Here is a 14329-nt window from a genome sequence, read left to right as displayed (position 1 = left end):
CCCCGCCGCCCAGCGCACCACTGCCGAACCGCACGACGAGCGGCGCACCCGCCGCGGACAGGAGTCCCCATGACCTCGCAGACCAACGGTCAGTTCGACCGCACGCCGCTGATCGCCGGCAACTGGAAGATGAACATGGACCACGCCCAGGCGATCACCCTGCTGCAGAAGCTGGCGTGGACCCTGGACGACGCCAAGCACGACTACTCCCGCGCCGAGGTGGCCGTCTTCCCGCCGTTCACCGACCTCCGCTCCGTCCAGAGCCTCGTGGACGGTGACGACCTGCGCGTCGTCTACGGCGCCCAGGACCTCTCCGACCAGGACTCCGGCGCCTACACCGGCGACATCTCCGGCCAGTTCCTGGCCAAGCTCGGCTGCACCTACGTGCTCGTGGGCCACTCCGAGCGCCGCACGGTCCACGGCGAGTCCGACGAGCTGTGCAACGCCAAGATCGCCGCCGCCCACCGCCACGGCCTGGTCCCGGTGCTGTGCGTCGGCGAGGGCCTCGAGGTCCGGCAGGCCGGCGAGCACGTCGCCTTCACGCTCGAGCAGCTGCGCGGCTCCATCGCCGGCCTCGAGGCGGACCGGGTGGCCGAGCTCGTGGTGGCCTACGAGCCCGTCTGGGCGATCGGCACCGGCGAGGTCGCCGGTCCCGAGGACGCCCAGGAGATGGCCGCCGCCATCCGCGCCGAGCTGGCCGGGCTCTACGACGACGGGACCGCCGCGAAGACCCGCATCCTCTACGGCGGTTCCGCGAAGGCCGCCAACGCCGGCTCGATCCTCAAGGGCAAGGACGTGGACGGCGTCCTCGTCGGCGGCGCCAGCCTCGACGCCGAGGAGTTTGCTAGCATTGCCAGGTTCGAGCAGCACCTCGTGACCGACTGATCACGACCCCCTGACCGTCCGCGCCCGCCGGGCGCGGCTGCTCGACGGACACCCCCGAGGGAAGGCCCCAGTGGAAATTCTGCAGAACGTGCTCCTGGCGATCATCGTGCTCACGAGCCTCCTGGCCGTTCTCCTCGTCCTGCTCAACAAGGGCAAGGGCGGGGGCCTCTCCGACATGTTCGGCGGCGGCATGACCCAGTCCCTCAACACCTCGGGCGTGGCGCAGAAGAACCTGGTCCGCCTCACCACCACCACGGCCGTGGTCTGGGCCCTGTCCATCGCGGCCTACGCGCTGACCATGCGCTTCGCCGAGGTGGCCGTCTGAGCCGACGGCTGGTCGAACGACCCCCGGCCTCCCCGGCCGGCCACGGAAGTCCGTGCTCGGCCGGGGAAGCCGGGGGTCGTCCGCGCTGAGGGGCCGCCGCATGCGCCCGGCGACGTGCGGTCCCCGCGCCCCGGATCAGCGCCCGTACTGGACCCGCAACGAGGCGTCGTCGGGCAGCACCACCACGGTGCCCTCCTCGACGGACCACCCCTCGTGGAGGAAGAAGTACCGTTCCCCGCTGACGGTGAGCAGGCGCAGCCCGTCGTAGCGGTACAGCGGGGCCCCGGCCGTGCCCAGCTCGCGCGTCGTGACCCCCGGGACGTCGAGGCCCAGTGGTTCCTGGCTGTAGACCTGCGCCCGGGGCAGCCACGGCAGATTCACCTCGAGATCCTCCGCGAGCCCCCGTCCACGGGCCTCCGCGAAGTTCGAGGTTCCCCAGAAGAGCAGCAGCGCCACGAGGACCAGGAGCAGCGTCGCCTCGACGGCCTGCTGCTCGGCGGGCCGTCGAGGGCCCTCGACGGCGGCGGCACAGCGGCGGATGCGGACGGCCCACGCGGCCACGAGCACGCCGGCGGTGACGAGGTACGGGGCGTACAGGGGGCTGTAGACGCGTTCGGCGAACAGCAGGACGACCATGAGGCCGATCAGGGCCCCTGCACCGAGCAGAGCCGCCCGCGGCAGTGTGGTCGCCCACCTGCCGGCCGCTCCCCGGTCGATGCGTCTCCGCAGCAGCCGGTCCAGCCAGACCCACAGCATCGCCAGCGCGATCAGCAGCAGCAGCGGCAGGTACAGCGCGCTGATGCTCAGCAGCGCGAAGTCCCGCGTGGTGTAGCCGAACAGGTTGACGTGCAGTCCCATCCACTCGGCCTGCGCCTTCGCGCGAGCCCAGCCGAAGTAGAACACCAGGGCCGTGACCACGGTGGCCGGCGGCCCGATGACCGACACGTAGCCCAGGACGTGCGACCACACGGAGCCGGGCGGGGCAGCGGTCTCCGTCATCGTTGCCGCCCGGTACCGCAGCCGCAGCGGCCCGTCAGGAGCCGGGGGCCGGACATGCCGTCGTGCCGGGGGCGTAGTCCAGGGCGACCGTGCTGAGGGCCGGGTCCTCGAGCACGTAGCCGGAGCCCGAGAGGGCCACCGGCAGCGAACCACCCGCCTCCGGGACCGGTGCCGGGGGCGCCACGAAGAACGGTCCGGTCGATGCCCACTGGATCGGCACGGGAGTCGGCCCCACGGTGACGAACTGCACGCTGCCCACGGGCAGTGCCCGGTCCTGCATGTTTCCGCGCAGGTGGACGGGCACGCCTCCGCACGGCGGCACGGGCACGGCGGACTCGCCGGCCTCGTCCGGCGCGCTCGCGAGCCCCGTGATGGACAGGGGGCAGGCGGTGCCCGGCGTGTCGACGAGCACGGGCACGTCCTCGGGGTGGTCCCGGTGGAACTGCACCAGACGCTGCAGCATGGCGACCGCCGCAACGTCGTGACAGCTCTGCGGGAGCGGGGCGGCAGCCAGTGCCGCCGCCCCCTGGGACCAGAGCGCCTCGTCGTTGGTCACGGCCGCCCGGCACAACAGGGAGGCGGCGTCCTGCGCGCTCGCGCCGGCGAGACTGTCGTGGTCGCACGTGCCGGCGCGCAGGGCCACGTACCATCCCGGTTCTCCGGGACCGACGGGTCCGATCGGCAGACCGCCGATCACGGGAGCGACGCGAGGAGGGGCCGGGGTGCTGCCCTCGCCGCCGCTCCCGCCGCCGGGACCCCCACCGCCGTTGCTCCCACCGCCGGGAGCGGCACCGCCGGGAGCGGCACCTTCGGGAGCGGCACCGTCGGGAGCGGCACCGTCGGGAGCGGCACCGTCGGATCGGTCGCGGTCGGAGCCGTCACGCCCGGGCCCGGCGGCGTCCTCGGAGCCGGGCTCGGCACTCGGAAGGTCCGTGGAGCCGTCCGAGGTCCGCGCGGAAAGGTCCGATTCCGGCTCGGTGGTCTGCTCGGCCGCAGGGGATCCGTTCGCCGGCTCGGCGCCGTCGTCGGGCCCGCCCCGGCCGCACGCCGTGAGCACCACGAGGACGCCGGCGGCCAGGACGGTGCCGGCGCGGACGGGACGTGCCGGGAACACGACCTCACCGGCCGTCCGCGCTCGTCCGGATGTCGCCACAGGTACGCAGGATCTCCATGGTCATGGATCCCGTTCTCTTCGCCAGGCGCTCGGGTGCCGACTCTCATCGGTGAGCATGACGGCACAGGCGTCACTACGGCGTGACTACCGTCCGGTCACTCGGGGTGCTTCGCCCCGGCGGCCCGACGCGTCAGCCGTCGAGGGCGTCCTGCGTGACCAGCAGCAGCGTCTCCTCGGTCCCGCGCACCCCGGCCCCGGGCGTGCGTTCGATCGGGGCGCCGCCGCGGACGGCCGCGACCGCCCCTGCCTTGTCCGCCCCGGCCACGAGGAACCAGACCCGCTCCGCGCTGTTGATCATCGGCAGCGTCATGGTCACCCGCTCCGGCGGGGGCTTGGGGGAGTCTCGCACCCCCAGCACGGTGGCGTCCTGCTCGTGCACGTGCGGCAGCCCCGGGAACAGGGAGGCCACGTGGCCGTCGGGGCCCAGGCCCAGCAGCGAGAGGTCGAACCGGGGGAAGGCCTCCGTCCGCTGCTCCGCGTCGGCCGCCGCCGCCAGCTCGCGCCGGTAGTCGAAGGCGGCGTCCTCGGCGGTGGCGAAGTCGTCGGCGCTGCCCATGTAGTGCACCCGGTCCGGGTTCAGGTCCAGGGCCCCGCCCACGGCCTCGACGGCCTGGACGCAGTTGCGATCGGCGCTGTCGCCGGCCACGAAGCGCTCGTCCGACCACCACACGTCGACGCGGGTCCAGTCGACCTCGTCCCGGCGGGCGGAGGCGGCGAGGGCCGCGAGCACCGCGGTGCCCATGCTCCCGCCGGTGAGCACGAGGCTCGCCTCCCCGCGCTCCTCCTGCGCCGCCACGACCACGTCGAGGACCCGGTCCGCGGTGTCCGCGGCGAGCGACTGCTTGTCCGGGTGGGCGACGGTCTCCAGCTCGGCGCTCATGCGCGCTCCTCCCCGGGGGCCAGGACGGACGTCTCGGGTGCCGGGACGGATGCCTCGGCGGCCGGGACCGCACCGGAGTCCGGTTCCGCCGGCTCGTCCGCCGGGGCGTCGTCGGGCGTCGTCCGGTCCCGGTCGGGGAGGCGGCCGCCGTGCTCGGCGAGGAACCGTGCGGCGCCGGGGGTGAGCTCGCCGGCGGTGTCCACGATCTGGGCGATCCGCACGTCCCGCAGGCCGGTCGTGATCACCTCGCCGTAGACCTCGTCGGGGTCCAGGCGCCGGAGCTCCTCGGCGATGCAGGCGTTGAGGTCCCGCACGGGCATGGCGATCTGCTGGTCGGGCTGACCGGGCTGCCGCAGCATCGCCACGGACCGGCCCGGGCGCTCGAGCACGATCTCGCCGTCGTCCCGGACCAGGGTCACCCGGTCGAGGCGGCGGGGCCCGGGGCTGTTGACCAGCGTCACGTCGGCGTCGAGCCGGGTGCCCAGCCACGTGCCGAGCAGCACCACGCTGGGGGAGCGGCCGCATCCCTCCACGACGACCTCGCGCACGGGCGCGGGCTCCGCCTGGTCCAGGACCGCGGCCAGCTGGATCCGCCAGTTGGTCACCCGGGTCCAGGCGAGATCCGTGTCGCCGGGGACGTACCGGGTGCTCAGCTCGGCGAGCGCCTCGTAGGCGTCGTCGCTGCGCGCGGAGTCCGTGATCCGCCGGTGGGCGATCCCGGCGATGGACGAGGTGTGCGGCGAGGGCGGCGGCACCGTGTGCGCCCACCAGGCGACGATCGGGGCATCCGGCAGCAGCAGCGCCGAGAACAGGGTCTCGGTGGGCTCGGCGAGCTCGCCGTAGCCGTGCAGCACGATGACCTCGGAGGCGCCGGCGTCACCGCCCATGCGCAGCTGGGCGTCGAGCCGGGTGCTCTCCGCCTGGGAGTGCGCCACGTGCACGAGGATCCGGCACGGGTGCTCGTGGCTCGCGAAGTTCGCGGCCTCCAGGGCGGCCTCGGAGTGCCCGGCCTGGGCGAGGATCACGAGCGTGAGGACCCGGCCGAGCGTGACGACGCCGTGCTGGTCCCGCAGCTGGCTCAGCTTCTTGTCGATGGCCGAGGTGGTGGTGTTCTCCATCGAAACGATCACGGTCGCCTCCAGACGCGTCCGTCGCGGGCCAGCAGCTCGTCGGCGGCGGCGGGTCCCCAGGACCCGGGCGCGTAGGGCTCCGGCATGATCTCCTGCTCCGACCAGCACTGCTCGAAGGGGTCGAGGATCCGCCAGGACAGCTCGACCTCCTCGTGGTCGGGGAACAGCGGTGGTTCCCCGAGCAGCAGGTCGAGGATCAGGCGCTCGTAGGCCTCCGGGCTGGACTCGGTGAACGAGTGGCCGTAGCCGAAGTCCATCGTGACGTCCCGGATCTCCGACTGGGTCCCGGGCACCTTGGAGCCCAGCCGGATGGTCACGCCCTCGTCGGGCTGGATCCGGACCACGATGACGTTCTGTCCCAGGTCCTCGTGGCCGTTGTCCCCGAACAGCAGGTTGGGGGAGTTCTTGAACTGCACCGCGATCTCGGTCACCCGCCGGCCCAGGCGCTTGCCGGCGCGCAGGTAGAACGGCACGCCCGCCCACCGGCGGTTGTTGATGTCCACGCGCAGCGCCGCGTAGGTCTCGGTGCGGGAGTCGGCGGGGATGTCCTGCTCCTCGAGGAAGCCCCGCACGCGCTCACCGCCCTGCAGACCGGCCTCGTACTGGCCGAGCGCCGAGTGCGCCGCCCGGTCCTCGGGGACGACGACGGAGGCCAGGACCTTCGCCTTCTCGGCGCGCATGTGGTGGGCCTGGAAGGACAGCGGCTCCTCCATGGCCGTGAGGGCCAGCAGCTGCAGCAGGTGGTTCTGGATGACGTCGCGGGCCGCGCCCACGCCGTCGTAGTAGCCGGCGCGGGAGCCGATGCCGATGTCCTCGGCCATGGTGATCTGCACGTGGTCCACGAACTGCGCGTTCCACAGGGGCTCGAACATCTGGTTCGCGAAGCGCAGCGCCAGGATGTTCTGCACCGTCTCCTTGCCCAGGTAGTGGTCGATGCGGAACACCGAGTCCGCCGGGAACACCCGCTCCACGATGGCGTTGAGCTCCTGCGCGGACTCGAGGTCGTGGCCGAAGGGCTTCTCGATGACCACGCGGCGCCACCCGGAGGCGTTCTCGTGCTGGGCCAGGCCGTGGTCGGCGAGCTGCTGGCAGACCGTCTCGAACGCCTTCGGCGGGATCGAGAGGTAGAACGCGTGGTTGCCGCGCGTGCCCGAGTGCACGTCGAGCTCCTTGAGGGTCGACTTGAGCGCCTCGTAGGCCTTGTCCTCGTCGAACTCCCCGCGCACGAACCGGACGCCGGAGGCGAACTGGCGCCACACGTCCTCCTGGAAGGGGGTGCGGGCGTGCGCCTCGACGGACTCGCGCACCACCTCGCGGAACTGCTCGTGGGACCAGTCGCGGCGGCCGAAGCCGACGAGCGCGAAGGACGGCGGCAGCAGACCCCGGTTGACGAGGTCGTACATCGCCGGCAGCAGCTTCTTCTTCGCGAGGTCTCCCGTCACGCCGAAGAGCACGAGCGCCGACGGGGCGGCGACCCGGACGAGCCGCCTGTCCCTCGGGTCCCGCAGGGGATTGCGGGCGTTGTTGTCTGGCAACGGTACTCCTTCACGTCTCTGCGGGGCCGTGGCACCCACGGGGGCCTGCACGCGCAACGGTCGGCGCGGGAACTCCCGCGCCGACCGTGGCGTGCTCCCATTCTAGGTCAGCGGTCCGGTCGTGCCGGCCGGGTCAGCCGCCGAGGGCGTCGACGGCCTGGCGCAGCCGGTCCACGCCGGCGGCGCGGTCCGCGAGCCGCAGCCGCAGCACGGGCCGCCCGTGGTCGGCGAGGACCTGGGCGTCCCCGTCGGCCTGGGCCGAGATCAGCTCGCCGAAGCTGAACGGGCTGTCCGGGATCTCGAGGTCCGTCTCCGAGGCGGCGGTGATCTGCAGGTACACGCCCTCCGCCGGTCCGCCCTTGTGGTACTGGCCGGTGGAGTGCAGGAACCGGGGGCCCCAGCCGAACGTCACGGGCCGGCCGGTGGCCCGGGCGAGGACGGGGCGGACGCTCTCCAGCTCGGCCCACGAGAGCCGGTCGAAGTACGCCTGCACGGACAGGTAGCCGGTCTCCGGCAGCTGCGCGAGCAGCTTGGCGAGCGCGTCCTCGACCGTCTGCGCCCCGTCGAGCAGCTCCTGCGCCCCGCGGATCTCCACGGGCCCGTCCACGACGTCCGCGGCCGTGGGCTGCGGCTTGTCCTCGAGCAGGGCGCGGGTGGCGTTCTTGGCGGACTCCACGTCGGGCTGGTCGTACGGGTTGATGCCGAGCAGCCGCCCGGCCGCCGCGGTGGCGACCTCCCACAGCATGAGCTGGGCGCCGAGGGAGCCGGAGACCCGCACGACGTCGCCCTCGGGGGCCTGCTCCTCGTCCACGCCGACGAGCTCCACGACGAGGACGTCGGAGGCCCCCGAGGAGGCCTCCGGGGCGTCGCCGGCGCCGACGACGACGGGCAGCACGCCCTTGCCCTCCTTGCCCGTGGACTCGGCGATCAGCTGCTCCGCCCAGTCGGCGAACCCGGCGATCCCGGAGCCCAGGTCCCGGAACACGAGCTTGTTGCGCAGCGGCTGCGTGCCGCCGAGCGCCGCGCCCAGGTGCAGGCCGGGGTTGTCCTCGACGTCCTCGCGCAGCACCTCGCCGGCCTCGTCGGCGTCGTCGAGCAGGGCCCCGACGTCCACGCCGGCCAGACCGGAGGGGACCAGGCCGAAGGCGGTGAGCGCCGAGAAGCGCCCGCCCACGGTCGGGTCGGCGGTGAAGACCCGGCGGTAGCCGGCCTCCCGTGCGGACGCCTCCATGGGCGAGCCGGGGTCGGTGACCACCACGATGCGCGAGGCGGCGTCGATGCCCGCGTCCTCGAACGCCCGGGCGAAGACCCGTCGCGCCGAGTCGGTCTCCACGGTGGAGCCGGACTTGGAGGAGACCACGATCGCGGTGCGCTCGAGGCGGTCGGCGAGGGCCGCGCCCACCATCTCCGGGTCCGTGGAGTCGAGCACGAACAGCTCGACCCCGGCGGTCCGGGTGATCACCTCGGGGGCCAGGGAGGACCCGCCCATGCCCGCCAGCACGAACCGGTCCACGCCCTCCGCCGCGAACTCCTCCCGCAGCGCGGTGATCTCGGCGACGAGCGGGCGGGAGACCTCGGCGGCCTCCACCCAGCCCAGCCGCTTGGCGGACTCGTCCTCGGCCGCAGCGCCCCACAGGGTGGGGTCCTGGGCGAAGAGCTTGGAGGCGAACCTGTCGCCCACCAGCGCGGGCACGTGCCGGTCGACGGCCTCGCGGGCGGCGCCGGAGGTCTGGACGGACAGGGAGCTCATGGGTTCTCCTTCGGGTGGGGCGGCACGGACGGTGCTCGGGTCAGGACGGGACGGGCTCAGCGGGCGTTGTCGAGGGCGGCGCGCACGGTGTCGAGCAGCTCCGCCCAGGAGTCCTCGAACTTGGTGAGCCCCTCCGCCTCGAGCTGGGCGACGACCTCGTCGTAGGAGATCCCCACGCCGGCGATCCGGTCCAGGAGCTCGTTGGACTCCGCGTAGGTGCCGGTGACGGTGTCCCCGGTGACCTCGGCGTGGTCGAACGTGGCCTCCAGGGTCTTCTCCGGCATGGTGTTCACGGTGTTCGGGGCCACCAGCCCGGTCACGTACAGGGTGTCCGGCAGGGACGGGTCCTTGACCCCGGTGGAGGCCCACAGCGGGCGCTGCGGGTTCGCCCCGGCCGAGGCCAGCCGCTCCCAGCGCTCGGTGGCCAGGGCGTCCTCGTAGATCTGGTAGGCGAGCCGGGCGTTGGCCAGACCGGCCTTGCTCTTGAGCGCGGCGGCCTCGTCGGTGCCGATCGCGTCCAGGCGCTTGTCGATCTCGGAGTCCACCCGGGAGACGAAGAAGGACGCCACGGAGTGGATGGTGGAGAGGTCCTTGCCGTTCTCGAGCGCCTGTTCCAGGCCCAGCTGGTAGGCGTTGATGACCGCGCGGTAGCGCTCGAGGGAGAAGATCAGCGTCACGTTGACGGAGATCCCCTCGGCGATGGTCGCGGTGATCGAGGGCAGGCCCGCCTCGGTGGCGGGGATCTTGATCAGCGCGTTGGGGCGGTCGATGGTCTGGGACAGGCGCTGGGCCATGGCGGCGGTCGCCTCGGCGTCCTGGGCCAGGCGGGGGTCCACCTCGATGGACACCCGCCCGTCCTCGCCCTGGGTGGCCTCGGCGATGGGGGCGAAGAGGTCGCAGGCGTCGCGCACGTCGTCGGTGGTGATGGCCAGCACGGCCTCGTCCACGTCCGTGCCGGCGGCGGCGAGCTGCTTGACCTGGTCCTCGTAGGCGTCGTGCTTGGCCAGCGCGGCGGCGAAGATCGTCGGGTTCGTGGTCACGCCCACGACGTCCTTCTCGTCGATCAGCCGCTGCAGCCCGCCGGAGGCAAGGCGTTCGCGGGAGAGGTCGTCGAGCCAGATCGAGACGCCGGCGTCGGAGAGCTTCTGGGTGGGGGTGGTCATGTGTCTGTCACTCCTCGTGCTCGGGGGAAGGTGGTCGGTCGGTGCGCGCCGGGGCTCAGCGGCCCACGGAGGCGGTGGCCTGCGCCGCGGTGAGGGACTCCTGGGCGGCGGCGGTGACGGCCTCGGCGGTGATGCCGAACTCGCGGTAGAGGGTCTCGTAGTCGGCGGACTCCCCGAAGTGCTCCAGGGACACGGCCCGCCCGTGCTCGCCGAGCAGGTCACGCCAGGACATGGCGATCCCGGCCTCCACCGACACGCGGGCCTTCACGGCCGCCGGGAGCACGGACTCGCGGTACTCGGCGTCCTGGGCGTCGAACCACTCCCGGCACGGCATGGACACCACGCGGGCGGCCACCCCCTGCGCCTTGAGCTGCTCGCGGGCCTCCACGGCCAGGGAGACCTCGGAGCCGGTGCCGATGAGGATCACGTCCGGGGTGGACTCGGTGTCGGCCAGGACGTAGCCGCCGCGGGCCACGCCCTCGGCGGAGGCGAACTTCTCCCCCTCGGCCTCGGGGTGCAGGTCCGTCCGGGCGAAGGTGGGCACGTTCTGGCGGGTCAGGGCGATGCCGGCCGGGCCGTGCCGGTTCTCCAGCATCGTCCGCCACGCGATCGCGGTCTCGTTGGCGTCGGCCGGGCGCACCACGTCCAGGCCCGGGATCGCGCGCAGCGCCGAGAGCTGCTCCACGGGCTGGTGGGTGGGTCCGTCCTCGCCGAGGCCGATGGAGTCGTGGGTCCACACGTAGATCGAGGGGACCTTCATCAGCGCGCCCAGGCGCACGGCCGGGCGCTGGTAGTCGGAGAAGATCAGGAACGTCCCGGAGAACGCCCGGGTCTGGGAGGACATGGTGATGCCGTTGACGATCGCCGCCGCGGCGTGCTCGCGGATGCCGAAGTGCAGCACCCGCCCGTAGGGGTTGCCGGTCCACTTCGCGGTGGAGCGGGCCTCGGGGATGAAGGAGGGCGCGGACTCGATGGTGGTGTTGTTGGAGCCGGCCAGGTCGGCCGATCCGCCCCACAGCTCGGGGAACGTGTCGGCGATCGCGTTGATCACCTTGCCGGAGGCCGAGCGGGTGGCCACGTCCTTGCCGGCCTCGAAGACGGGGAACGCGTCGGCGTAGTTCTCAGGCAGCTCCTCGGCGCGGATCCGGTCGTAGAGCTTCGCCCGCTCCGGGTTGGCCTCCCGCCAGGCCTGGAACTGCCGCTCCCACTCGTCGCGGACCTGCTTCATGCGGTCCTGGATGCCGCGGGTGTGGGCGATGACCTCGTCCTCCACCACGAAGGACTTCTCGGGGTCGAACCCGAGGATCTCCTTGGTCGCCGCGACCTCCTCGGCGCCGAGCTTGGAGCCGTGGATGCCGCCGGTGTTCTGCTTTCCCGGCGCCGGGTACCCGATGATCGTGCGCAGGGCGATCAGCGAGGGCTTGGCGGTCTCGGCCTTCGCAGCGCGGATCGCGGCGTAGAGCTCCTCGACGTCCTCGACGTAGTCCCCGGTCTTCGTCCAGTCCACCCGGGCCACGTCCCAGCCGTAGGCCTCGTAGCGCTTGAGGACGTCCTCGGTGAACGCCACGTCCGTGTCGTCCTCGATCGAGATGTGGTTCTGGTCGTAGATCACCACGAGGTTGCCCAGCTCCTGCACCCCGGCCAGCGAGGACGCCTCGGAGGTCACGCCCTCCTGGAGGTCGCCGTCGGAGGCGATCACGTACACGGTGTGGTCGAAGACGGACTCGCCCGCGGGGGCCTCGGGGTCGAACAGGCCGCGGGTGTAGCGCTGGGCGTAGGCGAAGCCCACGGCCGAGGCCAGGCCCTGGCCCAGCGGGCCGGTGGTGATCTCCACCCCGGTGGTGTGCCGGTACTCGGGGTGGCCCGGGGTCTTCGAGCCCCAGGTCCGCAGGGACTCGATGTCCTCGAGCTCCATGCCGTAGCCGGAGAGGAACAGCTGCAGGTACAGCGTCAGCGAGGTGTGCCCGGGGGAGAGGATGAAGCGGTCACGGCCCGTCCACCGGTCGTCGGTGGGGTCGTGGCGCATCACCTTCTGGAACAGCAGATACGCCGCCGGAGCCAAGGACATCGCCGTGCCGGGGTGGCCGTTGCCCACCTTCTCCACCGCGTCCGCGGCCAGCACCCGCACCGTGTCCACGGCACGCCGGTCCTGCTCGGTCCAGGTCAGCTTCTGATCGAGTTCGGTCGCCAAGATTCGGTGCCCTTTCCATTGGGGTCCGCTGCCGTGCGCAGCGGGTGCCGGTCGTGGACCGGCGGTTTGGGTCCAGCTTAGGTCACGCGCATTTCGGGCGTGTGACCGACGGCACCGGTCCCCGGGGCCCCGGACGTCTTTCCCGTCATGTCCGGAGCGGGAACGGACGCCGCCACGCGCTATGCTGTATAGGACCTTCTTCCGCGCCCGCGACCACCGCGCCGACCGCTCCTGCGTGCCGGCGACGCACCGTCTCCGGGCCGACCTCGCGCACGGAGCCGGGGGAACACCACCGCAACCGGGAGCAATGATTCTGTGAACTCACTCGAGACGTCGGGACCCGCAGGACGAGCCGTCCTCGGCAACGGGCACACGGGTGATGCGGCGGCCCCCCTCCGCGAGGGACGGATGACGGCCTCCCGGAAGGTGCGGGCCTACGTGGCCCTCATGAAGCCGCGGATCATCGAGCTGCTGCTCGTGGCGACCGTGCCGACCATGATCTTCGCCCAGCAGGGCATGCCGAACCTCTGGCTCATCCTCAACACCCTCGTGGGCGGCACGCTCGCGGCGGGCGCGGCCGGCGCCTTCAACTGCTACATCGATCGGGACGAGGACCGGGTGATGAAGCGCACGGCCAAGCGCCCGCTGGTCACCGGAGAGGTCACCGACCGCGAGGCCCTCGTCTTCGCGTGGGTCCTCACGGCCGTGTCGGTCGCCTGGCTCACGATCGGGGTCAACGTGCTCGCCGGCGCCCTGGGTGCGGCGGCCATCTTCCTCTACGCCGTCTTCTACTCGATCGTGCTCAAGCGCCGCACCGCCCAGAACATCGTCTGGGGCGGGGTCGCCGGGTGCATGCCGGTGCTGATCGGATGGGCCGCCGTGACGGGCGGCCTAGACTGGCCCGCGCTCGTGCTGTTCCTGTTCATCTTCCTGTGGACCCCGCCGCACTACTGGCCGCTGTCCATGAAGTACGCCGACGACTACTCCCGCGCCGGGGTCCCCATGCTGGGCGCCGTGGCCGGGGCCCGCACCGTGGGCAGCCAGGTGGTCCTTTACGCGTGGGCCACGGTGGTGTGCTCGCTGCTGCTCGTCCCCGTCGGCGGCGCCGGCTGGGTCTACGCCGTGACCGCTCTGGCCTCGGGCGCCTGGTTCGTGGGCCACAGCCACAAGCTGCACGCCCTCGCGGTGGCCGGCCGGCCCACGGACAAGCAGGCGATGCACGTCTTCCACGGCTCGATCGCCTACATCACCTTCGTGTTCCTCGCCCTGGCCGTCGACCCGTTCGTGGGCGGCCCCGTCCTCTGAGCCCGACGGGGCCGGCAGGCCCCGCGGCGCCCGCGTCCGGCCGGGGGACCGGCCGGACCTAGGATGGTCGCATGCTCAGCATGACCTTCACCGGGCTCGTCGCCTACCCGATCACACCCTTCCAGCAGGGTGGCCGCCTGGACCTGGAGTCCTTCGGGCGCTACGTCGGCCGGCTGTCCCGATCGGGCGTGGACGCCCTGGTGGTCCTGGGCAGCTCGGGCAGCTTCGCGTACCTCTCCGGGGAGGAGCGGGCCGAGGTCGTGGGCGTCGCCGTGGAGGCCGCCCGCGGCTCCGGGGTGCCGGTGGGGGCGGGGATCTCCGCGATGACCACCCGCGAGGTCCTCGAGATGGCCTACGCGGCGGAGAACGGCGGGGCGGACGGGCTCGTGCTCAACCCGCTGTCCTACATCCCGCTCGTCTCCCAGGAGATCGCCGACCAGGTGGAGACGGTCTCGGCGGCCGTGTCCCTGCCGCTGTGCATCTACAACAACCCGACGACGACGGGCTTCACGTACCCGGTGGAGCTCGCCGCCGAGCTGTCCTGGCTGGAGAACGTCAGCGCGTTCAAGGACACCGCGGACTCCCCGGCGGACCTCGCCGCACGGCGGCACCGGTTCGCCGAGCTGGCGGAGCCGGGGACGGCCCACGGGGTCAGCGGGGAGCGGCTGCTCCACGAGGCGGCACCGGACGCCGCGGCCTGGCACTCCGGGATCGCCGCGGTGCTCCCGCGCCAGTACGCCGCCTTCCGGGCCGCGGTGGTCTCGGGCGACGACCGCGCGGTGCGCACCTGGCAGGCGGCGCTGACCCCGCTGATGGAGATCCTGCGCCAGGAGCGGCCCCTGAGCTCCCTGTACGCCCTGGCCGAGGTGTGCGGCGTCAGCACGGCCCCGCCGCGGCGGCCGCTGCTGCCGATCCCCTCGGCCAGCCGGCAGCGCCTGGCCCAGGCCGTCGAGGAGCTGCTCGACGAGGCGCCCGACGAGCGGGCCTGAGGG

Annotated in this window: 12 protein-coding genes; 4 read left to right on the top strand and 8 right to left on the bottom strand. The window is 72.7% G+C overall.

What is annotated here, in order from left to right:
* Positions 1–69 precede the first annotated feature (69 nt).
* Positions 70–885, top strand: coding sequence for a triose-phosphate isomerase (tpiA, locus tag CK505_RS14445; RefSeq protein ID WP_095651535.1), 816 nt, complete (start codon positions 70–72; stop codon positions 883–885).
* Positions 886–955: 70 nt separating this feature from the next.
* Entirely contained in the window at positions 956–1210 is a 255-nt protein-coding gene (secG, locus tag CK505_RS14440) for a preprotein translocase subunit SecG (RefSeq protein ID WP_035923973.1), read from the top strand.
* Positions 1211–1345: 135 nt separating this feature from the next.
* On the opposite strand, the gene CK505_RS14435 is transcribed toward secG, so the two are convergent.
* From CK505_RS14435 to tkt, 8 genes are all read right to left on the bottom strand, one after another.
* Positions 1346–2209, bottom strand: coding sequence for a hypothetical protein (locus tag CK505_RS14435; protein WP_095651534.1), 864 nt, complete (start codon positions 2207–2209; stop codon positions 1346–1348).
* A gap of 34 nt (positions 2210–2243) precedes the next feature.
* On the bottom strand, positions 2244–2852 hold the full coding sequence (locus tag CK505_RS18250; RefSeq protein ID WP_141246839.1) for a hypothetical protein: 609 nt from the start codon (positions 2850–2852) through the stop codon (positions 2244–2246).
* A gap of 661 nt (positions 2853–3513) precedes the next feature.
* The gene (pgl, locus tag CK505_RS14425; RefSeq protein ID WP_017832801.1) at positions 3514–4263 is read right to left on the bottom strand and encodes a 6-phosphogluconolactonase; all 750 of its coding nucleotides are present in this window, start codon (positions 4261–4263) and stop codon (positions 3514–3516) included.
* A complete protein-coding gene (locus tag CK505_RS14420) occupies positions 4260–5393 on the bottom strand; it encodes a glucose-6-phosphate dehydrogenase assembly protein OpcA (protein ID WP_017832800.1) in 1134 nt (377 codons plus the stop codon). Before CK505_RS14420 ends, pgl begins: the two co-directional genes overlap by 4 nt.
* On the bottom strand, positions 5390–6901 hold the full coding sequence (gene zwf, locus CK505_RS14415) for a glucose-6-phosphate dehydrogenase (protein ID WP_017832799.1): 1512 nt from the start codon (positions 6899–6901) through the stop codon (positions 5390–5392). Before zwf ends, CK505_RS14420 begins: the two co-directional genes overlap by 4 nt.
* Before the next feature lie 160 nt (positions 6902–7061).
* Entirely contained in the window at positions 7062–8678 is a 1617-nt protein-coding gene (locus tag CK505_RS14410; protein WP_095651532.1) for a glucose-6-phosphate isomerase, read from the bottom strand.
* Positions 8679–8734: 56 nt separating this feature from the next.
* A complete protein-coding gene (gene tal / locus CK505_RS14405; RefSeq protein ID WP_095651531.1) occupies positions 8735–9841 on the bottom strand; it encodes a transaldolase in 1107 nt (368 codons plus the stop codon).
* A 55-nt stretch (positions 9842–9896) separates the two neighbouring features.
* Entirely contained in the window at positions 9897–12032 is a 2136-nt protein-coding gene (tkt, locus tag CK505_RS14400) for a transketolase (RefSeq protein ID WP_095651530.1), read from the bottom strand.
* A gap of 408 nt (positions 12033–12440) precedes the next feature.
* Here tkt and CK505_RS14395 point away from each other — a divergent pair, with 408 nt between their 5' ends.
* Both CK505_RS14395 and CK505_RS14390 read left to right on the top strand, forming a co-directional pair.
* A complete protein-coding gene (locus tag CK505_RS14395; RefSeq protein ID WP_017832795.1) occupies positions 12441–13337 on the top strand; it encodes a heme o synthase in 897 nt (298 codons plus the stop codon).
* Between the two features lie 71 nt (positions 13338–13408).
* A complete protein-coding gene (locus CK505_RS14390) occupies positions 13409–14326 on the top strand; it encodes a dihydrodipicolinate synthase family protein (protein ID WP_017832794.1) in 918 nt (305 codons plus the stop codon).
* Positions 14327–14329: the final 3 nt, after the last annotated feature.

This window comes from Kocuria sp. WN036 (assembly GCF_002287015.1).
Lineage (GTDB): Bacteria > Actinomycetota > Actinomycetes > Actinomycetales > Micrococcaceae > Kocuria > Kocuria rosea.
This window is presented reverse-complemented; position numbering and strand designations above follow the sequence as displayed.

Excerpts from the sequence above, each read along its gene's own strand:
- CK505_RS14435 (WP_095651534.1), bottom strand. The coding sequence starts at position 2,209 with ATGACGGAGACCGCTGCCCCGCCCGGCTCCGTGTGGTCGCACGTCCTG.
- CK505_RS14410 (WP_095651532.1), bottom strand. The coding sequence starts at position 8,678 with ATGAGCTCCCTGTCCGTCCAGACCTCCGGCGCCGCCCGCGAGGCCGTC.
- tpiA (WP_095651535.1), top strand. The coding sequence starts at position 70 with ATGACCTCGCAGACCAACGGTCAGTTCGACCGCACGCCGCTGATCGCC.
- CK505_RS14395 (WP_017832795.1), top strand. The coding sequence starts at position 12,441 with ATGACGGCCTCCCGGAAGGTGCGGGCCTACGTGGCCCTCATGAAGCCG.
- pgl (WP_017832801.1), bottom strand. The coding sequence starts at position 4,263 with ATGAGCGCCGAGCTGGAGACCGTCGCCCACCCGGACAAGCAGTCGCTC.
- CK505_RS14390 (WP_017832794.1), top strand. The coding sequence starts at position 13,409 with ATGCTCAGCATGACCTTCACCGGGCTCGTCGCCTACCCGATCACACCC.
- tal (WP_095651531.1), bottom strand. The coding sequence starts at position 9,841 with ATGACCACCCCCACCCAGAAGCTCTCCGACGCCGGCGTCTCGATCTGG.